This is a genomic window from Snodgrassella sp. W8124, from assembly GCF_016100875.1.
GTDB lineage: Bacteria > Pseudomonadota > Gammaproteobacteria > Burkholderiales > Neisseriaceae > Snodgrassella > Snodgrassella alvi.
Map to the genome: position 1 here is coordinate 79,745 of NZ_JACFRP010000002.1, position 23,690 is coordinate 103,434.

Sequence of the window (23,690 nt, forward strand, 5' to 3'; positions counted from 1 at the left end):
ATATTATTGGATAATTTATATAGGGTAAATAATATTAACTTTTTTTGGATAAATTTCCATATTTTATATATTAAAAATGATTATTCGTATAAACAAAACATAACACGATTTACGTTAACATCATTCTGTATTTGAGTCAGGAGATAACTGATGTTAAGCGATCGGATTAAACAGGCGCGCAAGCATGTGGCTCTGTCACAGCAACAGGTGGCTGATAGAATGGGGGTTTCTAAAACTGCCGTATTTAAATGGGAGAATGGTCATTACGAACCGAAAAATCTGGATATACTGGCCAATATACTGGGTGTCAGTTTATCCTGGTTACGTGAAGGCCGTGGTAGTCCTTTTCCGGCTACAACCACAACATTGGCTGCGGAAGTAAATATTATTGCAGAAAATCAGGATCAAACACTCGTTCCATTTTATTCTTCAATAGAACAGGCCGGCAGTGTGCAGTCAAAACAACTGCATATTCAGCACGGTAAAAGAATCAGTTTAAGAACTGAGCTTCTGGAGCGTAAAAAAATCAATCCGCAAATGGTGGTGTGCTTTTCGGTAAATGATAATAGTATGGAACCTATTATTCCTTACGGGACTATTTTTGCAGTAGATTTAAACCGCACCAATATTATTGATGGTAATTTATATCTGATTAAACAAAATCACCAGTATCGCATCAGGAAACTATATTCAATGCCCTACGAAGAAATACGTTTGCATGCCTTTAATACAAAGGAATATAGTGATGTCTGTATACCAGCTAATCACATTATTATCATTGGCCGGATATTTTATTACGCTGTAGAGTTGTAATTGGTGTCATTATCATGTTATTTTTTAATTAAGCCGGATACTTTTACTTTTAATTCAGTAAATTGTTTACTAATGCTCTGCTGGTTCCAGGGAAGCAGATCTGACTGTTTCCAAATAAGTGTTACTTAGTCTGAAACTGGCATTATCGCTTTTTAATCTTAATATAGTTATTATTGAATTTTCTATTTAACCATTGCATGTTTTCAATTGTACTAAACTACATCCTGAGATATTACTTTTTTTGTGCCAGTAAAGTGGCAAATCGCAGTTTTATTCGATTACCATCACTATCGGTTTTATGCAGTTCACCAACATCTTCATTGTATTTCAGAATATTCCAGTCCTGATAATAATTACGCAATTCATTCTCTTTAAAAGTAAACGAAAACCCGACTGTACAAGGGAAATCGTCAGTGGACATTGCACTGACAATTAAATTATATCCCCCCGGTTTTGTTATCATTTGCATATTGCGAATGATATCGGGAATTCTGTCTGCCTGTAGAAACATCATTACCACTGTTGAAATAATTAAATCGTAATTACCTGTTAAATCAGCCTGATTTATATCATAAACAGATGCATTAATATGGGATAAATGTTCATTAGCAATAATGCTTTGTAAATTATTAATACTCACCTCTGATTTATCAACGGAATCAACATCAAAACCCAGTTGCTGTAAATAGAGTGAGTTACGACCGGAACCACAACCTAAATCCAAAACTTTCCCTGCTGAAATGAGCTGACTAACTGCCAGTACTTCAGAGTGCGTTCTGGTCATTTGATATTTTTTCTGAGTGTAGTCTTCCGGCAGACAATAAAAAGCCAGCTGGCATTGCAAATCATCCGATATCTGAGCTATCCGGTGCCATTGCTGCGGTAAAATCAACGGTGGTTGCTGCTGAGTATTGAAAACATGCTCAGAAATGATGTCTCCCTGTTCAGTTAATATATCGAAATTCACATAACCTTTAATAATATTTAATTTTGCCCAGGTACCTGTTTGTGTATTATGCTGTTCACGAAACTGTTTCGGTAAGGTTTGTGCATTCCAGACTGGCAACGTTTTATAGCAAATTAAATTTTTCATCACATCACTATTAATAAAATAACTTATTGATACCATAGTATATGGCTTTTTTTATTAGTTAAAGAGATGACTCAAAATTAATTTAATTTGCTATTGTTACCTTACAGATAACATAGCATCTTTATCTTTAAAATAACCCGTATTTATATTCCGAATATCAAGAATAAATCTTCCTTTGATCATAAAAATAGATATTTATTCAATTTACCTTTAATGCAAAATTTTATGATGCCTCTAGCCTGGTATTCGCAAGGCCATAATTTATTCTATTTTAGAATGGCGATAACATTAAGAGAAAAAGGCAGATTATAAATACAATAAATGAATATTTGACATAGTTCTTACGAGTAGTAATTCGAAACCACTTTTTATAACTAACTATATCAATAATCAATAAAGTCTATAAATAAAGATCAATATTTTGGTTTTTAGTCAGGTATAAAATAGAATTTGCCAGCGTAAAGATATTATTCAAAATTAAATATAATTATGTTAAATTCACGAAAATATCAATATAACTGGCAAAAAATATACATAAAATTATATTTATAGGTCTAATATACCAAAATTTGTAATGAATAATGAATATAAATAAATAAAAAAAATGGCATATGGTAATCTGTTACAATTTATGCATAAATTCACATAGTTTTGTATTTATCCATAGAAACGAGGTTGATTTATGTTACAGCCTACTAATGCCAAAAATCACCAGAAAATTGTTCTGGTCGGCGCCGGTGCAGTTGGTTCCACTTTTGCCTATGCTGCTACCCTGCAAGGTATCGGTCAGGAACTGGTTATCGTCGATGTTGCCCGGGATAAGGCGCATGGTGATGCTAAAGATATTGCTGATGCATTACTGTTTACTTATCCGAAAAACATTTATGCCGGTGATTACAGTGATGCTGCTGATGCTGATATCGTAGTCATTACTGCCGGTGCTGCTCAAAAACCCGGTGAATCACGTCTGGATTTGGTTAATCGTAATCTGCATATCATTAAAAGCATTGTCACTCATATAGTAGAGTCTGGCTTTAACGGTATCTTTCTGGTGGCTTCGAATCCGGTTGACATTCTGACTTATGCTACATGGAAAATTTCCGGTTTTCCGGCAGAACGGGTAATCGGTTCCGGTACATCTTTGGATTCCGCCCGTTTGTGTAAATATGTAGGGTATTTACTGAATGTCGATCCGCGCACAGTAAGCGGATATATTCTGGGTGAACACGGAGACACCGAGTTTCCGGCCTGGTCTCACCTGAGTGTAGGCGGGCTGACCATAGAAGAATGGATTAAAGGTGACCCGCGCTTTACCGAAGCAGATCTGGATATTATTGCTGATCGTGTGGTCAATGCCGCTTACGATATTATTCGCCTTAAAGGTGCTACTTACTATGGTGTCGGTGCTGCTCTGGCACGTATCTGCCGCGCATTATTGGATGATGAAAATACCATTTTACCTGTTTCTGCTTATTTGAACGGTCAGTATGGCGTTAATGATATGTATATTGGTACACCGGCAGTGTTAGACCGGCACGGCATACGTCAGGTAATTGAAATTCCACTGAATGAAAAAGAGCAAGGTTTAATGCGTGCTTCAGCCAGCCATCTGGATGAAGTAATGCGTAAATCTTTTCCGGAAATCGGTATTAACCGCTAATCCGGACAGTCTGGAGGCAAGCCAGACCATCCGATTCAAGGCAATCCGAAGGGTTGCCTTTTTATATATTCTTACTGCTTCTATCTAAATAAGCGTCATTTCTTTCTCAAAAAACTTTGTGCTTGCTAGTATGGCTGACTATCTATTGCAGTCTGAAAATTACATTAATCATAACTTTATCGAGCACAAGCCATGAGCATACCCATTTCCCCTGAATTGCTGCAATCGCTTGCCAGCCTTTCACCAACACAATTTGCCTGGCTGTCCGGCTATGCATGGGCAAACAGTCAGCAGCAAAATACGGTTTCTCCGGCAGCGTTGCCGGTATCCGGTGTTGCAGAACCGGTTGTGGCACGCAAGGTACTGGTTTTATCCGCTTCACAAACCGGTAACGCACGTCGTGTGGCAGAAAGCCTGCAACTGAAACTTGAAGCTGCTGGTATTAATGCAGTTTTAATGGCCAGCGGCGACTATAAAATCAAGCAGCTCTCCAGTGAAGATATTCTTTTGCTGGTAACTTCAACACAGGGCGAAGGCGAACCTCCGGAAGAAGCTTTACCACTATATAAATATCTGTTTGGTAAAAAAGCACCGGCTCTTAATCAGCTTCACTTTGCGGTACTGGGACTGGGAGACAGCAGTTATCCGCAATTTTGTCAGTGTGCTAAGGATTTTGATAATCAACTGGCTCATCTGGGGGCGCAGCGCCTGGCTGAACGGACAGACTGTGATGTCGACTATCAGAGTAGTGCCGCAGCATGGCAGGATAAAATTATTGCTCTTATCAGTGAGCTGAATAACACTAATAGCGCAAGCATAAGTAATGAGGTTCAGCAAAGTGTAGTCGCTGCACAAACTGCGGTATTTACCAAAGCAGCACCATTCAGTGCCACCTTAAGTTTGCGCCAGCGGATCACCACACCTGAAGCCAACAAAGATGTCGAACACATCGAAATCGATTTAACCGGTTCCGGTATCCGTTATCAGCCCGGGGATGCTTTGGGCGTGTTTTATCAGAATGCAGCCACACTGGTAGAAGAAATTCTGCAGCATACTCAGGTAGACAGGGATGCACTGGTTCGACTGGCTGACGGACGTGAAATAAGTATTGGAGAAGCGTTACAGAATGAGCTGGATATTACTCAGAATACACCTGCTCTGGTACAAAACTATGCCCGGCAGATACAAAATGCCGAACTGGATGAAATCGTGGCTGACAGTACAGCCTTGAAACAGTTTATTGCCACCACTCCGCCAGTTAGTGTGCTGGCAGCCTATCCGCATATAATTGATGCACAGGCATTACATGATTTATTTCGTCCGCTTACACCGCGCCTGTATTCAATTGCTTCAAGTCAGGATGAAGTTGGCGAGGAAGTTCATCTGACCGTGGGTGTGGTGCGTTTTATTCAGCGTGAACGGCAATATACAGGGGGTGCGTCCGGTTTTCTCGGTGAACGTTTGCCGGAAGGTGAAGCAGTACGCGTATTTATTGAAGAAAATCACCGTTTCCGCTTACCTGAAGATGGTAATACCCCCATTATCATGATTGGTGCCGGTACAGGTATTGCACCGTTTCGCGCATTCATGCAACAGCGTGATGCCAATGGTGACGCAGGTGAAAACTGGCTGTTTTTCGGTAATCAGAAATTTACTGATGATTTTCTTTATCAGGCCGAGTGGCTGCAATACCGCAAAAGCGGTTTACTAACACGTTACGATTTTGCCTGGAGCCGTCAGGAAAACGAAAAGGTTTATGTACAGCATAAATTGCGGGAGCGTGCACAGGATATCTGGGAATGGTTACAGCGCGGAGCGCATATTTATGTTTGCGGCGATGCCGGCAAAATGGCTCGTGACGTTGAACAGGCACTGCTGGATATTGTTACTGAGCAGGGTAAACTCAGCTCTGAAGATGCTGATGAATATCTGAGTGAGCTGCGTCAGCAGCAACGCTATCAGCGTGACATATACTAACAGCAGGCCTGATTCTTAAAACCGGATTCACAGATACCGTAAAAAAACATTAATATCAGGTTGTGTTTACTACTGATTGTTTATATTTTTATGCTTTTTTCATATCAGATGTTTGGCTGGATGCTGGGATTATTAATACTGTGCTGGGCAGTATTTCGAACCAGGCTGTTTGCATTTATGGATAATCCCGGTAGCCGGCGGATAGAGCGACTGGATGGTCTGCGCTTTATATTAGCTTTCAGTGTAGCCATGCATCATTATGTTTACAGCTATTATTATTTGCACGGCCAGCCATGGACACCGGCCGTATTTGTCCATAATCTGCTTAATCTGCGTCTTGGTGCATTTGCTGTTACTTTGTTTTTCATGCTTTCAGGTTATCTGTTTGCGCATTCTGGCCCCGTTTCGTGGATACAGTTTTATCAGAAGCGTCTGCTGCGCATTGCACCAGTATTCTGTTTGTCTTCTGCCTGCTGTATATTACTTGCACTGTATTTACAACGGCATACACTGGTCACACGTGATATGCTGCTTAATCTGTATTACTGGTTTGATGCCGGTATTACAGGCATTAAACCAGGATTATTCGGTATGCAGGACGCCCGATTGATTAATGCAGGTGTATATTGGACGCTATACTGGGAATGGGCATTTTATTTTTCCCTGCCACTGATATGTATTCTGCGCCCGAAAACCGGTTTACTGCCTCTGGCAATAATCGTAATATTTATTGCCGTTTATCTGATTGCCCCATTTAATCAGCAAAAAGCTTACTTTATTGCCTGTTTTGCCATAGGCGCACTGGCCAGAATATTGTCAGAAACTGTACAGATATCTAAAAAATTCTGTGATATCGGTATCGTGCTGTTACTGGTACTGATTTTTTGTATTACTAATGGTAACTATGACATTAATTTTTTACCACTGTTTGCAATGCTGTTTGGTCTGATTGCGCTCGGTGGAGATATATTCGGGCTGTTACGGCTAAAAGCTTTTATACGGCTCGGTGATGCCAGCTACAGTATTTATTTATTACATGGTATTGGCTGGTTCTGTATGAATAAAATTATTCAAATAAATGAAATTCATCTGGAGAAAACAGGCTATACCTTGCTTGCTACCGTGGTATTTATTACCTTAATGCTGATATGTACATTAAGCTATCTTTTTATTGAGCAACCCTTTATGCAATTAAGTCAGCAAAAGCGGTATACCTAAAATAAAGTAGTATTTTGTTTTGAATTTATTTAGTCAAAAAGCATTTATTATTCATATATATAAAGAATATTAGAAATAAAAAGTTTAATTTCAAACAAATTTTATATGTTAAAATTGGTTTATTATAAAAAATATTTAAAAAACAAATCTTAATTTGAAGAATTATAAATGCTAATTCAATATAAATTCATTTTATGGATGTTTGGGCTGATATTGCTTATAGGACTATTATTTGGTTCAAGACTTTTTAGTTTTATGGATGAGAACAGTCAAGTTAACAGAGTAAAGCATTTAGACGGATTAAGATTCTTTCTGGCATTTATAGTCGCACTATTTCACTATCTTCTTTGTTATTTCTATTTTCATGGACAGGTGTGGTCAGATGAAATAAATCGTCCTAACTATCCAATTGTTATGAATATGGGTGGTCTTGGGGTGGCCATATTTTTTATGATTTCCGGTTATCTGTTTGCCTGTACACAGCCTTCTTCATGGATAATGTTTTATCAGAAGCGTTTTTTTCGCATTGCACCTGTTTTTTATCTTTCATCTATATTCTGCATTATTTTTGCTTTTTTTATCCAGAAAGATAATATTAATACTGATCAATTGTTCAATACCTTTTATTATTGGTTTGATGCAGGTATTACCGGTAATAAACCGCCTTTATTTGGTTTGGAAAATTCTAATTTGATCAATGCTGGAGTCACATGGACATTATTCTGGGAGTGGGGATTTTATTTTTCGTTACCCGTTATTTGTATATTACGCAATAAAATAGGTTTATTAAAATTAAGTTTAACAATATTAGTTATCTGTACATATTTTATTTCTCAATATAATCAAAATTATGCAGTATATATTGCATATTTTGCTATTGGAGCTTTGGCAAGAAAATTACCTGAAAAAATTCAAATACCCAAATACATTTGTGATATTGGAATAATATTAACAGTCGTATTTATGCTTGCAGTTGCAGATAGAATTTACAATATTGTTTATTTGCCGGTAATGGCTTTGTTATTTATCTTCATCACTATGGGTGGTGATCTTTTTGGCTTATTAAAACTGAGAGGATTCGTACGTCTGGGAGATGCCAGCTATAGTATTTATCTACTTCATGGTTTAGCCTGGTATGGCATGAATAAATATATTGCCGTACAAAATCTTGTTTTGAATCGCACACAATACACATTAGTCTCTACAGCAGTATTGTTGATTTTACTGACTATCTGTACCCTGACATTTCAGTATATTGAAAAACCATTTATTGCTTTAGGCCGGCGTAAATTTTCGTGGCTGAAAGAATAAACGTTCAAACAAATTTTTCTAGGGTGCGACAACTGGTTGTATCACTTTCAGATACAGATAATTCAGGATTTAAATACAACAATAATTTCTGCCCGGAACAATTCAGTGATCCGGGCAGTATGGTTTATGCGATATATTGCTTGCTTTGCAAATAGTTATTTATCCGGCTGATCCTGCGTATCAGTATTCTGCAAAGTTTCATGAATATGCTGTTCTGCACTTTGGGCATCATACGGTTTGTCAGTAGCATCATTGTTGCGCGGGTCAAGCTCGGCGGTCATCGGACCAACATTGCCGGATACCGGCACATAAACACTGCGTTCTGAAACAGGGACAGCCGGCTGCATATACGCATATACTGCCAGAATGGTTGCGATAATCGCATATACACTATAGAAGCCGAAATGATTGAACAGCTGCATAACTGAACCCAGAATCAGTGGTGCCACCAGTGAGCCCAAACCATAAACAAACAGCAGACAGCGATTTACTTCCACTGTATTCATATTGGCAGGTAAAACATCATTGGCGCGTGCCAGCCCCAGTGCATACATCGGAAAGCCGCTACAACCGATAGCCAGTGCAATCACGCACTGAGTCCAGATATTACCCGGCAACCCCACTAACAACAGCATGCCACTGATTGCTGCTACCGCAGCTACACAGGCACAGCCGAAAATAGTACGCGGGCGCCCGAATTTATTTGACAGCCAGGCAATAAATAATTGGATGGTAAACCCTCCAATCATTGCAGAACCCAGAAACAGAGATACTTCAGGCAGACTGTAGCCCAGTTTCAGTATAAATACCGAGCCCATGGTGAAAAAGCCATTAATAAAAATCCCTGCCATAAAACAGGCAATCCATGCCAGTGGTACAATGGAAAAGACGTGCGGCAGGCTGATACGTTCACGTTTAGGAATTTCCGGTTGCTGCATACGGGTCAGCCCTACCGGTAACGTGGCGGCAATCACCAGAATAGCAGCTAGTGTAAAAATGTTATTACTGGTCATATTCAGACTTAGCAGCAGAACGCTGGTTGCTGACGACATGTAATATACTACTTCGTACAGAGCCAGAATCTTGGCGCGGTTCTGAGGAACGCTGCGTGCTGTAAACCAGCTTTCTACTACCATTAATAAGCTGTAGTGACAAAAACCCAGTACTGCACGCAAAATCCCCCACATCCACAACTGTTCTACCATCAGATGGGCGAGAGCGGCAATAGCAAACAATGCACCAAATACGCTGAAGCTGCGGATATGTCCTACGCGTGAAATAATCCGGTGAGAAACAATAGCAGAAATCGTACCACCAATAAAAAAGGCAGCATTCAGCACACCGATGGTAATATTGCTGACTCCCATTTGGGTCAGCTTTACCCCGGCAGAATTCAGAAAAAGCCCGTAACCGGAAAACAGAAAAAAAATAGAACCATATAAAGACAAAAACTGGCGCGTGTGCATGCTGATACCGATAATTAAACAATAGCCAAGCCTGACATAAAACTACTGTTAATGTAAAGTCTGTTACTGAGCGGACAAATAATTAAATTATATCTACATTGATTATTCAGGCTATGCAAAAGACTCCTTCTGAGTTGATGCAGCCTGAGATTTAACAGTATTTAGTAGTGATTATCCGGCATAAAATTTTCTCTGGTGATGTAAAAGAAACAACCAAAATTTTCACTTCATCTGAATAAATTTTATTCAAATAAAGAGATTAAACACAATTAGCAGTACAAATTGCAGGTATAAAACTGTCTGTATATTTTAAATCTATTTATATATCAGGCTTAGGATTGAGAATATTCAATCTGCCCCATCTGGTATTGTTTATCCCATGATTCCCTTTGGGATTAATTATTAAACGTGATAGTAACTAGCATCAATCCTAAAAGACCGGTTATCCGGTCTTAATCATTCTGGCTATTCATATTTAAGTTATTTCATTCTCAAATACTTCGATGGTATATTTTCAAGAAACGGAGAAATGATAAAGCGTAAAGATTGGTCGTCCAGATCATGCTCCTGTGTATAACGAACATTATTGAACTCATATGAACATAATTTTACCATGCCACTGGATCCAGCTGGCCATGAGGTTTTATGTTTGGATTCACATACTTTATTACGCTCGAAGTCACTAAGCTCAAAATCAGCATCAAATGCTTCACTAATAAGCTGAATAGATTGCTGACATTTATTCATATCGGCTGATTTATTATTCGAGGATTGGTCACAGTTAAGTTTAAGTTGTGTTATCAACTCATCCCAGCTGTTTCTATGCATTGTGAGGTTGATATGAGGTGCAAGGTCATATTCAGATAGAGACTCCTCGCTTTTTTTAATAGGTTTCAGATTATATCGATATTGTTTATTTAAGGTATTGAATTTTTCTATAAAATCAGATGCTTTAACTTGATAGATGGGTGGGGAGGACACAGTTAGAGCTAATGCTGAGTAAGAGATTAACTGACAGACAACAAAAATAATGGCTATAAATATTTTTTGCATTTGGCTATCTCTGGGTTTAAAAAAGTAAGAATTCAATAGTTATCCGGCATTAGGCGTTACTGGAGAATATAAGAATGTAAATATCTGTTTTATTTTATAGATATTATGTTGTTTCAATGAAAAATAGAATGATTTAAATCAAAATTTAAGGATTTTGACTAGTGATATTATCAATCCGGCCGGAATAAATATCAGATCATAACTCTGTGCCTGTTTAGATAATTTCTGCGCTTATTTAGTGGTAACTATATCGGTAAGGCACTATTCAGATGTGCTGACATGCAGGCTGTAGCAGTAAAAATCCATACAGATATATTCAGTTCACCGCAGATGGGTTATTAACAGACTTAACCGGTTAATGATGGTCCGAGTAGTGATAGTAAACTTGATATGATATAAAATTTTTTTAAACTGATTGATGCTGATAACAAAAATAGTCAATCTGATAATGGAGAGTATCAAGTGGTGTAAGTTTATCCTGCGCAAAGAATACGGGTAATAGTGCTATTGCCTGCCCCTTTTCAACAAGATTTAACAGCTGGCTGAGAGAATCAATGGTAATAATATTAGTCAGCTGCGGATATATTGCTAAAGTTTTGGCACGTAAGGGACAATCTGCATCGTTGTTAATCAAGACAGGTAAATGCAGATGAGTGGTAACTTCGGAACTTTTTAAAAAGGTAACAGGTAAATATCCGGTTTCTGTTAAATCATAATCTTTATGCTTAAATTTTTTAAAAGTAATGATTTTATCATAACTGTGCTGATTAATTTCATTTTCTATTTCACAGGTTTTTTTAATAACAATATCTGTTGATTCTATTTGATATGCAGTCTTTTCAATAACAATAAACTGAAACAGAAGTTCTGAAATTAATAATAAAGGTTTGACAGATTTAAATGATAATTTTATTTGTGCAAATTTTTCCAGTGTTGAATTGCTAAAAGCATAAAACTGATGGCCTTGTGCTGTTGGTTTCATTCCATCAAAACTACGGATAAAAAGCGTTGCCCGTAATTCATGTTCCATCTTTTTCAGATGTGCAGTCAGATTAGACTGTGAATAGCCTAAAATTTTTGCTGCTTTATTAAGACTTTTAACGTCATAAACTGTTTTAAAAATCAATAATCCTTTGAAATCCATATGTTGTATATGCCTATCATTTTTTCTGATAACTCAATCGCAGATTAGAATTATTCAAAATTTAATTAAATTTATAAACTGAATTACATTGTTTAAAGCGAGAATTCAGTATGCAGGCTATGCAATATAAAATTAGTTTACCAGCCGATTATGATATGAATATTATCAAAGATCGTATTCAAAATAATGGTTTTAAAACAGATGGCTTTGAAGATTTATTATTTAAGGCTTATATAATTTCTGATAAAAAGAGTGGCAACACAGGCAATGGATATTGTCCTCTTTATCTTTGGAAACAAACCAAAGGAATGAATAAATTTATTTTCGAAGGCTATTTTGACAATATTATTAATTCTTTTGGCTGGCAAAAAATCAATATTGGTATTACAGCAGAAGTGGAATTGACAAATGATTTCTCACAAAGCCGGTATGTATCAGAAGAAAATTTTTCTATAGCAGAACAAGTACGGTTAAGAGATTTTTCTTTTCAAAGTGCTGAGTATAAAAATAAAACTGGTAAAGTGATTATTTATAATCCAGATAAATGGCGTTATGCCGCATTTACTTTTTTTAAAGACAAACCAGCCATAAATAATCAGAATCTGTATCAGATTTTCCATCTTTCGCTTGATGCAGGGCATGGTCAAAAATAAATTAATCAGATTGTTCAATGAATGATATCAATAGATAACTAACTTGTTTTTACTTTATGATTTTCTTTGATATCCGGTACCATGGGAATGCTGAATAATCAATGAGTGCTAAAGAGCCGGAAAAACAGTTACAACTGTGTGAATAACCATTATGCTGAGGGGCACATCAGACAACCGATAAGCCGGGTTCTGTCTCGGACAGTCATTCATCTGGGCGGCACATTACTGTGCCGCTCTAGCAACCTACCCGAATGCTCGGCGAGCAGCGTCAGTGCATTCTGTTTGGTCTTGCTCCGAATGGGGTTTAGCCTGCTACACGTTGTTACCAACGGCACGGTGCGCTCTTACCGCACCATTTCACCCTTACCTGTGCTGTGGTTTCCCACAGCCATCGGCGGTTATGCTTTCTGTTCCACTTTCCGTCGCCTCACGACGCCCGGCTGTTAGCCGGCATTCTGCTCTGTGGAGCCCGGACTTTCCTCCATGCATGTATATTATGCACAGCGACTGTCTGGTATGCTGATGTGCCTGCAGGATTCTAACACAAACCACTGATAGCTGATTTATATTTCAGATTATGTATAATGATTTGTCTTATTATTTTTCTGGCTGCCGTATTTGCTGGTACAGCCGCTATGGCTCACCTATGCAGAAAGCCCGCGCAATATGTTACTGAACCGATTTTTCAGCTGGTTTGAAAACCGCATTGATACTTATCCGGATACGCTTCCGCAACCGCCGAAAAAAGGTGTGTTGCCGTTTATCTGGAGCTGTCTGGAGGGAGCACGCCTCTGGCTGCTGCTGATGGTTGTCATGACAATAGGTACCGGTATTCTGGAGGCACTGGTATTTCGTTTCCTTGGTACGGTAATCGACTGGCTTGGTGCTTATTCACCAGACAGGTTATGGCCGGAAAAAGGACATGAGCTGCTGCTGATGGCTGCTGTGCTGATATTCAGTATTATTTGGTCATTTCTTTCTTCCAACGTACAGTTTCAGACTCTTCAGGGCGCCTTTCCGATGCGCCTGCGCTGGAATTTCCACCGCCTGATGCTCGGGCAGAGTATGGGTTTTTATCAGGATGAATTTGCCGGAAGGGTTTCTGCCAAGGTAATGCAAACCGCGCTTGCAGTACGTGATACGGTAATGTCTGTGGCCAATATGCTGGTTTATGTGCTGGTTTATTTTGTTACCAGCGGGGTAATACTTGCCGGTATGGACAGCTGGTTATTGCTGCCTTTTATTCTGTGGATAGTGCTGTTTGTCATGGTACTCAGATTTCTGATTCCAAGGCTGTCTAAAACTGCTCAGAGGCAGGCAGATGCCCGCAGTCTGATGACCGGTCGTATTACTGATGCCTACACCAATATTGCTACGGTGAAGCTGTTTTCACACAGTGCGCGTGAAGCCGCCTATGCCAAAGCATCAATGCAGGAATTTCTGGTAACCGTGAATGCGCAGATGCGTCTGGCAACCCTGCTGGATAGTCTGAGTACCATGATTAATACTTTACTGGTAGTCGGTTCTGCCGGCCTGGGTATCTGGCTGTGGATGCAGGGGCAGGTGGGTGTCGGTGCTATTGCCACAGCAACAGCCATGGCCTCACGGATTAATGGTCTTTCACGCTGGGTTATGTGGGAAAGTGCGCGTCTGTTTGAAAATATCGGTACGGTTGAAGATGGTATGAAGATACTATCTCGTCCGCATGCTATTGTTGATAAACCTAAGGCACTGCCGTTAACAGTTAATCAGGGTGCGATTGATTTTGAGCATGTAAACTTTTCTTACAGTGAGGATAAACCGCTGCTGCGCGATTTTAATCTGCATATCCGCGCGGGTGAAAAAGTGGGTCTGGTCGGACGCAGCGGAGCCGGTAAAACTACACTGACCAATCTGCTGCTGCGTTTTTATGATGTACAGGGCGGGCGTATTCTGATTGACGGGCAGGATATCCGCGATGTAACGCAGGACAGTCTGCGTGCAGCACTGGGGCTGGTGACACAGGATACTTCTCTGCTGCACCGTTCGGTACGTGACAATATAGTTTACGGGCGTCCGGATGCCTCTGATGAAGAAATGATACGGGCAGCACAGCAGGCAGCAGCGGATGGTTTCATTCCGTCACTGGAAGACTCTAAAGCAAGACATGGATATGATGCACATGTGGGTGAGCGCGGTGTGAAGCTGTCTGGCGGACAGCGCCAGCGGATTGCCATAGCCCGTGTAATTCTGAAAGATGCGCCGATTCTGCTGCTGGATGAAGCCACCAGTGCTCTGGATTCAGAAGTAGAGGCCGCCATTCAGGAAAATCTTACCCGGTTAATGCAGGGCAAAACGGTTGTGGCAATTGCGCACCGGCTGTCTACGATTGCCGCAATGGATCGACTGATTGTGATGGATAAAGGACAGATAGTTGAGCAGGGCACACACAGTGAGCTGCTGGCGAAAAATGGTGTTTATGCTATGCTGTGGCAACGGCAGAGCGGTGGTTTTTTGCCTGAAGCCTGATATACATCAGATATGTTAAAAATCTTTCCGTTAATATATAACTGTTCTAAAATGGTTTGTATTAATTAGGAATAAGTCACTACATAATAAAGGGAGAAGCAGTATGGGTATTAATACACATACCGACCTCGTTCACACATTACAGGGAATTGTCGGGCATGAATATACTCTGACTGATCCCGCACGTACTCTGCCTTACCGTCAGGGTATTCGTTTCGGAGTTGGTGATGCGCTGGCTGTTGTGATACCGGGTACACTGGTGGAACAGTGGCGGGTGTTAAAAGCCTGTGTTGAAGCGGATGTGATAGTCATCACTCAGTCTGCCAATACCGGTCTGACAGGTGGTTCGACACCGGATGGTAATGATTATGATCGCCCGATTGTCATTGTCAGCACACGCCGGCTGGATGGTATTCAGGTGATTGAAAATGGCGAACAGGTAGTCTGTCTGCCCGGGAGCACACTGTTCCGTCTGGAAAAAGAGCTGAAACAATATCAGCGTGGTCCGCATTCGGTTATCGGTTCATCCTGTATTGGTGCCTCCGTGATGGGCGGAGTATGTAACAATTCAGGCGGTGCGCTGATTCAGCGCGGTCCGGCTTATACTCAGATGGCAGTGTTTGCTCAACTGGATGAAAACGGTCAGTTGCATCTGGTAAATCATCTTGGTATCGAACTGGGCGATGAACCGGAAACTATTTTACAGAATCTGCAAAATCATAAATACAGCGATCAGGATATCAAACATGATGCCGGTATGGGACATGACCACGAATACCGCAACCATGTACGCGAAATAGATGCAGATACGCCGGCACGTTTTAATGCCGATCCGGCACGGCATTATGAAGCTTCCGGCAGCGCCGGACGTCTGATGGTCTTTGCTGTTCGTCTGGATACTTTCCCGCTGGAGAAAAAATCTGCGGTTTTCTATATCGGCAGTAATGATACCCACGAGCTGGATGATATTCGCCGCCATATTCTCAGCAAGTTTAAAAATCTGCCGGTTTCCGGTGAGTACATGCACCGTGAGGCTTTTGATATTGCTGCGGCATATGGTAAAGATACTTTTGTTGCCATTCAGAAATTCGGTACGGATGCCATGCCGCGTCTGTTTGCCTTTAAGAATTTTGTTGATCGTATCATGGCAAAAATTCCGTTTTTTCCGAAGAATTTTTCTGACCATTTTGCGGTATTTATGTGTAAATTTCTGCCGCAGCATTTACCTCAGTCCATTCGTGATTACCGCGACCGTTACGAACACCATCTGATTCTGAAAATGGCTGATGACGGTATTGAGGAAGCAGAAGAATTTCTGAATACTTTTTTCCAGCAGAAAACCGGTAGTTATTTCCGCTGTAATGAAAAAGAGGCCGAAGCGGCAATGCTGCATCGTTTTGCCGCAGCCGGCGCAGCGACTACCTATCGTAATGTGCATAGCGATACGGTAGAAAATATTGTTGCACTGGATGTGGCTTTACGGCGTAATGACAGCGAATGGTTTGAAACCCTGCCTGACAGTATTAATCAGCATTTCATCCATAAAATGTATTATGGCCACTTTTTCTGTCATGTTTTCCATCAGGATTATATTGCCCGTAAAGGTACCGATTGCAACAAAGTAGAAGATGAGATGCTGGTATTGCTTGATCAGCGTGGAGCTCAGTATCCGGCTGAGCACAATGTTGGTCATTTGTATCATGCCAAACCAGCTTTAAAGCAATTCTACCGGCAGCTGGATCCTACCAATAGCTTTAATCCGGGTATTGGTAAAACTTCAAAGAAAAAATACTGGGCTGATTAAGCTGACAAATAAATCAGTATTTTCTGAAAATCATTGCTGATAAAGGTATTTGGAAAAGATAGTATTTACGTCTGAGATATACCGCTGAGCGCCTGCTAATTTGTCAGGCGCTTTTTTTGACTGATGAAAAGGCAGGTTGATTATTTATGAATAGTATTAATTAACCTTAGTAATTCAGACCTCTTAATCCTGTAGCCTGCAAAGACTATGCTGTTTCTGCAATTAATCACAAAAGGAATAGTACGATGCAACAACGTTATTTAGGCAGTAGCCGTCTGGCCGTTTCTGCTTTGGGGCTGGGATGTATGGGGCTGAGTTTCGGATATGGTGCGGCAACAGAAATCGGAAAAGCCATTGAGCTGATTCGTTCTGCTGTGGCACAAGGTGTGACTTTTTTTGATACGGCAGAAGTCTATGGTCCTTATCTGAACGAAGAATTAGTCGGTGAGGCTTTGAAACCTTACCGGCAACAGGTAGTGATTGCCACTAAGTTTGGTTTTACGTTTGGTGATGATAATAAACAGCAGATTTTAAACAGCCGTCCGGAGCATATTCGCCAGGCAGTCGAAGGTTCATTGCGACGGTTGCAAACAGATGTGATTGATTTATTGTATCAGCATCGGGTCGACCCTGATGTACCGATTGAAGATGTTGCCGGAACGGTTAAAGATTTGATTGCTGAGGGAAAGGTAAAATATTTTGGTTTGTCTGAAGCCGGTGCTGCTACTATTCGCCGGGCTCATGCAGTACAGCCTCTGACTGCTTTGCAAAGTGAATACTCAATGTGGTGGCGCGAGCCGGAAAAAGAAATTTTGCCATTGCTGCAGGAGCTGGGAATTGGTCTGGTACCGTTCAGCCCGCTGGGTAAAGGCTTTTTAACCGGTACCATTAATTCATCTACTGTATTTACCGCCGATGATTTCCGCCGGCGTGTACCGCGCTTTACTCCTGAAGCACTGGCAGCAAATGAAAACCTGAACACTCTGATCAATAAACTGGCTCAGGCTCATCAGGTTACTCCGGCTCAGATTGCGCTGGCATGGCTGCTGGCACAAAAACCATGGATTGTTCCGATTCCGGGCACTACCAGACCAGACAGACTTCAGGAAAATCTGGCTGCGGCCGACATTCAGCTAACTGCCAGTGATGTTGCTGAAATTAATCAGGCTCTGGAGCGTGTTTCTATTGTGGGTGAGCGTTATCCTGCTGACCTGCAGGCACGTGTAGGGCGTTAATCAGGAAAGAATAAGGGAGACTCATATGGTTTCCCTTATTCAACTAGTCGTAAAGCATCAATCATCATAGCAAAGGCACGGGGGTGCTGTTTGCGGCTGGGATAGTAGAGGTAATAGCCCGGAAAAGCAGGACACCAATCTTTCAGTACTTGTACCAGCTGACCGGATGCCACCAGTGCTGTGACCATATCCTCGGGCACGTAGCCAATACCAAAACCAGATAACACGGCGTCTATGCGCTCAGGCAACTGATTGAAAGTAAGTTGTCCGTTCACTTTAATGCGCAGTGGTTTGCCGTCTTTTTCAAACTCCCACTGATAAAGTGCGTTGGCACTGGGTAAGCGTACATTGATACACTGATGATGCTGTAAATCATATGGAGTGGCCGGTATAGCGTGAGTCTTGAAATAATCTGCTGATGCCACAACGGCCAGACGTATTTCAGAGCTCAGTTTAATGGCTACCATGTCTTGTTCGAGGCTCTCTCCAAGGCGTACTCCGGCATCAAAACCATCTTGCACGATATCTACAAAATGGTTATCGATAAATAACTCAACATTAATTTTCGGATGTTCTTTCAGAAATGGTTTCAGTTTCGGCCAGAGCACCGTATTTGCCGCATGTTCACTAACAGACAGCCGAATATTGCCGCTGGCCGTACCATTTTGTTCAACCAGATTCTGTAATGTAAATTCAAGCTCATTTAATCGTGGTTCCAGATAAGCAATAATCTGTTCACCTATATCAGTAGGCGCCACACTGCGTGTTGTCCGGGTCAGTAAACGTGTTTGCAGTTTTTGCTCCAGAACTTTAATCGCGTGGCTGAGCGCAGACTGTGTCATTCCCAGTTTACGAGCTGCTCTGGTAAAACTTCGCTCTTTGGCTATTGTCAGTAAATACTGAAATTCATTGAAATTTTCTCTGAGCATGTTGCTATTCCCCCTGCTGAATTTAATCATGATTTGCAGCAGTAATGTAATTTATACATTAAAACAATGTGGTGTTATCAGCAACCTTATTCTGTGACAGAGAATATATAAACCTTGCCGTGAAATACACTGATTATGCAGCTTAGCAATATAGTTTGTGGTGATAAACGCAAAGAAGGAGAGGCGCGAACAGGTAAAATCCGTGTACAATATTATTAAAGACAGCCTGCTCAAGCAGGCTTTAATTTATCATAACAGGCAAAATGCTGTTTTATCAGGATATACTGCTGGCATTGCAGCGGTAACATTCCGGTTTGGATGATGCAACACACAGGATAACAATACAATGGATAGCCACAGCAATCTCAGCGAACTGGAACGCCTGCATCTGGATACCGATCACATATGTGAGCTGGTTGCTATTCTTTTGCCGGTTGCCGAGCATATCCATTCGCATACTCAGTCATACCTGCAAACACCGGAGCAGGAACAGGCACTGACTGAACTGATTGCTGCTCTGCACGAGCTGCATCCTGCCGATATGGCTACCCTGCTGGAGTCGCTGCCGCTACAGGAACGTATGCTGGTGTGGAAGCTGGCTACACCTACTGAAGATGGTGAGGTATTACTGGAGGTTTCTGATCCAGTACGTGAAACCCTGATTGAAAGCATGGCACAGCAGGAACTGCTGGCCGCTGTGGATAATCTGGATGCAGACGAACTGGCCGAGCTGGCTCCGGATTTGCCCAAAGAAGTTGTTTATGAAGCCATCAGCAGCCGTGATGAAGAAGAGCGGGCACAAATTACTGCGGCAATGTCATTTGAAGACAATCAGGTTGGCGCACTGATGGATTTTGAGCTGGTAAGTATTCGGGCTGATGTAACCTGTGAGGTGGTATTGCGTTATTTACGCCGTTTTGAACGTTTGCCCGACCATACCGATAAAATCTTTGTAGTCGATAATTACGATGTTCTGCAAGGCGTTTTACCCATACGCAGTCTGCTGGTTGCCGATCCGGATTTACTGGTCTCGACAGTTATGGCCGATGATGTGGTTACCTTCCGTCCTGAAGACGATGCTGAAGAAGCAGCAGCGGCATTTGAGCGCTATGATCTGGTCACTGCACCAGTAGTAGACAGTAACCGCAAACTGATCGGACGTATTACCGTTGATGAAATGGTGGATGTGATTCGTGAAGAATCAGAAACCGATATGCTGAATATGGCCGGTTTACGTGAAGAGGAAGACCTGTTTGCGCCGGTAGTGGATTCAGTAAAAAACCGCTGGATATGGCTGGCTGTCAATTTGTGTACGGCTTTTGTTGCCAGCCGTGTAATTGGCATGTTTGAACACTCAATTGAAAAAATTGTTGCGCTGGCAACACTGATGCCGATTGTGGCCGGTATTGGCGGTAATTCCGGTAATCAGACCATTACCATGATTGTGCGCGCCATGACGTCCGGACAAATCAGTAACAGTCAGGCATGGCGGTTACTGCGCAAAGAAGAGGGCGTTGCTCTTGTGAATGGAATTATCTGGGGTTCTGTGATGGGGCTAGTTTCCTATTTCCTGTATCACAGTGTAGGTATTGGTCTGGTTATGGTGGCTGCAATGACACTGAATCTGTTACTGGCTGCCACGGTCGGCGTACTAATACCGGTAATTATGCAAAAATCCGGCCGTGATCCGGCACTTGGCAGCAGTGTGCTGATTACTGCTGTTACTGATTCCGGCGGCTTTTTTATTTTTCTTGGTCTGGCCACCCTGTTTTTGTTATAAACCTGTCTTAAAGAATAGATAATGAATACAGATACGCCAATCACTCTTGATAGCTGGTTACACAACTGCGGTTTGCCGCGACTGGAAGCACGAATGCTGCTTCAGCAGGTACTGGATATCAGTCATGGCTATATTATCGCCCATGGTCAGCAGCTAATCGGCAGCAGTGATCAGACCAGACTGAATCAACTGGCACAACGGCGGCTGGCTGGTGAGCCATTGGCCTATCTGCTCGGATGGCGTGAATTTTACAGCAGGCGTTTTCAAGTTACAGAAGCTGTACTGATTCCGCGGCCGGAAACGGAACATCTCGTAGAAGCGGTTTTAGCACATTTACCTGTGCACGGAGTTGTGTGGGATTTAGGTACAGGCAGCGGAGCCATTGCGATTACCGTAGCCTGTGAACGTCCTGATGCACAGGTATGGGCAGCTGATATCAGTGCAGAAGCACTGGCAGTTGCGCGTACCAATGCTGCTGCCCTGCAGGCAGACGTATCTTTCGGACAAGGTTCATGGTATCAGGCTCAGCCGCAGCCGGCAGTTAACAGTGTGGACGTAATTGTATCCAATCCTCCTTATATTGCCGTACATGATCAACACTTGCAGCGGGGGGGGTTGCGCTTTGAACCGCAGCATGCGCTCACCGATAATCACAACGGTCTGACTGCATTTCAAACCATTATTACCGGCGCTGCACATTTTCTGCGTCCTGATGGCTGGTTATTACTGGAACATGGCTTTGATCAGGGAGAAGCAGTCCGCACAATGTTAGCGCAGAATAATTTCAGTCAGATTCACACACAGCCTGATCTGGCAGGTCTGGAAAGAGTAACACTGGGACAGAGAAAATAATTTCCAGGTAAATAAATGAGCCAATCATTTATTCACCAGAATTAATTTTAAATTGATGTAATCAGTATAATTCGACAAGAATATAAAAATATTCTTGCCGAATTAAATATTTCAATTGAATTTTCTAATAATGAAAACTACATCTGATCTCAGAAGAGATTAATCACTGAAGATATCAATTATTAATGACATCAGCGATACAATAAGATCGGTAAACGGCCACAAAATAGTCGACAGTATGCCACTTACAATCAAAAGCAGAATAATCCATGTTCCATATGGTTCGAGTTTACGGTATTCCATCGAAGCTTTTGGTGACAGAAAACTGTCAACAAAGCGTGCACCCGGTTGCGGAGGAATCGGCAGGAGACTGAAAAAGCAGAACATAGCATTAACATAAATACCCATCATTCCCATCATTGCCATTGGTTCCTCAAAATATTCCGGCACCCACTGACTGATAATCACAACAATGGTCCAGCACAGACATAAGAGCAGGTTAGCCAGAGGGCTGGCAATGGCTACCAGACGCTCTCCCTGACGTCTGTTTTTAAAATTTCGCGGGTCAATTGGTACTGGTTTGGCCCAGCCAACCATGAGAAAGCCTGACAAAAGAATCATAGTTGCCAGCGGGATAATAATTGTTCCGACAATATCAATGTATTTAGCCGGATTCAGACTCAGCCGACCCATCGTTTCAGCTGTACGGTCACCGCAAAAGCGTGCCACATAACCACAAACTGCTTCCGGGAGGGTAATCCCAAGTAGAATCGGCAAGATTGCCAGAAGTAAGAAAGCCAGATCAAATTTCTGCAAAGTAAAATCCTTAAAATACAAATAGAAAATTCTGTATCAAAACAGTTATGATACCAGTGAAAATTTTACAAACCAAATAGTGCAGTATCCCCTTTACCCTGCCGTATCAGCGTAATATCCTCGGTCATATCAATGACGGTTGTAGGCTCAGTACCGCACCAGCCACCGTCTATCACCAGATCCACTTCATGTTCGAGCTGATCCCGGATATCATAAGGGTCAGTTAACGGTTCATCATCATGAGGCAGCATCAGTGTACATGACAGCATGGGTTCATTCAGATTCTGCAATAAAGCCAGAGCTATACGATTGTCTGGAACACGTAAACCGATGGTTTTGCGTTTAGGGTGAAGAGTACGTGCTGGTACTTCTTTGGTGGCTTGCAAAATAAATGTATAACTTCCGGGTGTTGCTGCCTTGAGGAGCCGGAACTGGCTATTATCTACACGCGCATAAACGCCCAGCTGGCTGAGATCATGACACATCAGAGTTAGATGATGTTTCTGATCAATGCCGCGTATACGTAAAATTCGCTCCATTGCCTGTTTATTGCCCGGCAGGCAGCCCAGTGCATAGCAGGAATCCGTCGGATAAACAATCACTCCGCCACCACGAACAATATCTGCTGCCTGATTAATCAGTCGTTCCTGAGGATCAGTAGGATGGATAGCAAAAAACTGTGCCATAAAAATTCCTCATTTTGTATTTATCAATCTAACCAGTTATTGTAAACATAAGCCCGCCACACCAACAGAGAATAATATGTCTGACTAACTATTTATTTAGAAGTATTACCGGCAGTAAACAGCCAGCACATATTCAGACAGGTATCAGCACAAATAGAAAATTGCTGAAAAATTCAGCATTCAGCCTGAAATTCGCTACCAGTGCCGGTAAACTGTCTTATCAGAGCACATAATTTCTGTACGGCATCAATATATTGCGGCGTTACCGTTCCATTCCTGCCTGAGTTACTGCGACCATAAATATCGTTAATCCCCATTACTATGCTTCTACTGCCGTTCCGCTGACGGGCAGTAGTTCTGGCGGTTTTAACTCGGCGCAGATTTTTAAATTAATGCAGGAAACGTAGTTACCGATTAATATCAGAGTATAAATTATCAATAATGATTAATTTTTATTATTTTTAATTGAAAATAATAGTGTCAACAGTATCGGATTAATGTATTAGTGGTGAAATAACTACAAAACACTAATTATAATCAGCTCATTGACATAAAAATCACTGATTATTTTTGACTACCTGTAAAACCTGATTTACAGTACGCCACTCTGTCAAATTATCAACATTGCAACGGAAAGGAATAATTATGTTTGTACTACCTATCCCTTGCAGGTCAATCCAGGGCTGATTACA

At 41.5% G+C, this 23,690-nt stretch carries 19 protein-coding genes and 1 other RNA gene; 11 read left to right on the forward strand and 9 right to left on the reverse strand.

From position 1 onward, the window contains the following. Positions 1–150: 150 nt before the first annotated feature. The gene (locus tag H3U73_RS08230; RefSeq protein ID WP_025331751.1) at positions 151–813 is read left to right on the forward strand and encodes a S24 family peptidase; all 663 of its coding nucleotides are present in this window, start codon (positions 151–153) and stop codon (positions 811–813) included. Positions 814–1,045: 232 nt separating this feature from the next. Here the strand turns inward: H3U73_RS08230 and tehB are convergent, their stop codons facing one another. Further along, on the reverse strand, positions 1,046–1,906 hold the full coding sequence (gene tehB, locus H3U73_RS08235; RefSeq protein WP_232336246.1) for an SAM-dependent methyltransferase TehB: 861 nt from the start codon (positions 1,904–1,906) through the stop codon (positions 1,046–1,048). Positions 1,907–2,588: 682 nt separating this feature from the next. On the opposite strand from tehB, the gene H3U73_RS08240 reads away from it, so the two are divergent. The 4 genes from H3U73_RS08240 (at position 2,589) to H3U73_RS08255 (ending at position 8,072) form a co-directional block, all read left to right on the forward strand. Beyond that, on the forward strand, positions 2,589–3,566 hold the full coding sequence (locus tag H3U73_RS08240) for an L-lactate dehydrogenase (protein ID WP_174830760.1): 978 nt from the start codon (positions 2,589–2,591) through the stop codon (positions 3,564–3,566). 192 nt (positions 3,567–3,758) lie between these two features. Beyond that, positions 3,759–5,543 carry an assimilatory sulfite reductase (NADPH) flavoprotein subunit gene (locus tag H3U73_RS08245; protein ID WP_198190383.1) on the forward strand — a complete coding sequence of 595 codons (1,785 nt, stop codon included), beginning with the start codon at positions 3,759–3,761 and terminating at the stop codon, positions 5,541–5,543. 90 nt (positions 5,544–5,633) lie between these two features. Further along, entirely contained in the window at positions 5,634–6,761 is a 1,128-nt protein-coding gene (locus H3U73_RS08250; RefSeq protein ID WP_198190384.1) for an acyltransferase, read from the forward strand. Between the two features lie 168 nt (positions 6,762–6,929). Then, complete coding sequence (locus tag H3U73_RS08255; protein WP_198190385.1) at positions 6,930–8,072, forward strand: acyltransferase; 1,143 nt, start codon at positions 6,930–6,932, stop codon at positions 8,070–8,072. Between the two features lie 155 nt (positions 8,073–8,227). Here H3U73_RS08255 and H3U73_RS08260 read toward each other — a convergent pair whose 3' ends face one another. From H3U73_RS08260 to H3U73_RS08270, 3 genes are all read right to left on the reverse strand, one after another. Further along, the gene (locus H3U73_RS08260) at positions 8,228–9,538 is read right to left on the reverse strand and encodes an MFS transporter (protein WP_198190386.1); all 1,311 of its coding nucleotides are present in this window, start codon (positions 9,536–9,538) and stop codon (positions 8,228–8,230) included. 480 nt (positions 9,539–10,018) lie between these two features. Further along, the gene (locus H3U73_RS08265; protein ID WP_198190387.1) at positions 10,019–10,591 is read right to left on the reverse strand and encodes a hypothetical protein; all 573 of its coding nucleotides are present in this window, start codon (positions 10,589–10,591) and stop codon (positions 10,019–10,021) included. Between the two features lie 406 nt (positions 10,592–10,997). After that, positions 10,998–11,735 (reverse strand): LysR family transcriptional regulator, encoded by a 738-nt coding sequence (locus H3U73_RS08270; protein WP_198190388.1) that lies wholly within the window; start codon positions 11,733–11,735, stop codon positions 10,998–11,000. A gap of 110 nt (positions 11,736–11,845) precedes the next feature. On the opposite strand from H3U73_RS08270, the gene H3U73_RS08275 reads away from it, so the two are divergent. Continuing rightward, positions 11,846–12,388 carry a DUF4865 family protein gene (locus H3U73_RS08275; protein ID WP_084554593.1) on the forward strand — a complete coding sequence of 181 codons (543 nt, stop codon included), beginning with the start codon at positions 11,846–11,848 and terminating at the stop codon, positions 12,386–12,388. Between the two features lie 162 nt (positions 12,389–12,550). Here H3U73_RS08275 and rnpB read toward each other — a convergent pair. Then, an RNA gene (gene rnpB / locus H3U73_RS08280) (RNase P RNA component class A) lies at positions 12,551–12,911 on the reverse strand. Between the two features lie 143 nt (positions 12,912–13,054). Here rnpB and H3U73_RS08285 point away from each other — a divergent pair. The 3 genes from H3U73_RS08285 (at position 13,055) to H3U73_RS08295 (ending at position 17,935) form a co-directional block, all read left to right on the forward strand. Further along, positions 13,055–14,896 carry an ABC transporter ATP-binding protein gene (locus H3U73_RS08285; RefSeq protein ID WP_084554706.1) on the forward strand — a complete coding sequence of 614 codons (1,842 nt, stop codon included), beginning with the start codon at positions 13,055–13,057 and terminating at the stop codon, positions 14,894–14,896. Between the two features lie 103 nt (positions 14,897–14,999). Then, positions 15,000–16,700, forward strand: coding sequence for a D-lactate dehydrogenase (gene dld, locus H3U73_RS08290; RefSeq protein WP_084551651.1), 1,701 nt, complete (start codon positions 15,000–15,002; stop codon positions 16,698–16,700). 245 nt (positions 16,701–16,945) lie between these two features. Next, complete coding sequence (locus H3U73_RS08295) at positions 16,946–17,935, forward strand: aldo/keto reductase (RefSeq protein ID WP_198190389.1); 990 nt, start codon at positions 16,946–16,948, stop codon at positions 17,933–17,935. Between the two features lie 35 nt (positions 17,936–17,970). On the opposite strand, the gene H3U73_RS08300 is transcribed toward H3U73_RS08295, so the two are convergent. Further along, positions 17,971–18,864, reverse strand: a complete 894-nt coding sequence (locus H3U73_RS08300) for a LysR family transcriptional regulator (protein WP_037393712.1) — start codon at positions 18,862–18,864, stop codon at positions 17,971–17,973. A 346-nt stretch (positions 18,865–19,210) separates the two neighbouring features. Between H3U73_RS08300 and mgtE the strand changes: the two genes are divergently transcribed. Both mgtE and prmC read left to right on the forward strand, forming a co-directional pair. Beyond that, complete coding sequence (mgtE, locus tag H3U73_RS08305; protein WP_041880017.1) at positions 19,211–20,644, forward strand: magnesium transporter; 1,434 nt, start codon at positions 19,211–19,213, stop codon at positions 20,642–20,644. Positions 20,645–20,683: 39 nt separating this feature from the next. Further along, the gene (gene prmC / locus H3U73_RS08310) at positions 20,684–21,496 is read left to right on the forward strand and encodes a peptide chain release factor N(5)-glutamine methyltransferase (protein WP_370570150.1); all 813 of its coding nucleotides are present in this window, start codon (positions 20,684–20,686) and stop codon (positions 21,494–21,496) included. Positions 21,497–21,655: 159 nt separating this feature from the next. Here the strand turns inward: prmC and H3U73_RS08315 are convergent, their stop codons facing one another. The 3 genes from H3U73_RS08315 to H3U73_RS08325 form a co-directional block, all read right to left on the reverse strand. After that, positions 21,656–22,312 carry a site-2 protease family protein gene (locus tag H3U73_RS08315; RefSeq protein ID WP_084564231.1) on the reverse strand — a complete coding sequence of 219 codons (657 nt, stop codon included), beginning with the start codon at positions 22,310–22,312 and terminating at the stop codon, positions 21,656–21,658. 65 nt (positions 22,313–22,377) lie between these two features. Next, positions 22,378–22,998, reverse strand: a complete 621-nt coding sequence (locus H3U73_RS08320) for an L-threonylcarbamoyladenylate synthase (RefSeq protein ID WP_084551647.1) — start codon at positions 22,996–22,998, stop codon at positions 22,378–22,380. A 173-nt stretch (positions 22,999–23,171) separates the two neighbouring features. Further along, positions 23,172–23,315 (reverse strand): hypothetical protein, encoded by a 144-nt coding sequence (locus H3U73_RS08325; RefSeq protein ID WP_172397107.1) that lies wholly within the window; start codon positions 23,313–23,315, stop codon positions 23,172–23,174. Positions 23,316–23,690 lie beyond the last annotated feature (375 nt).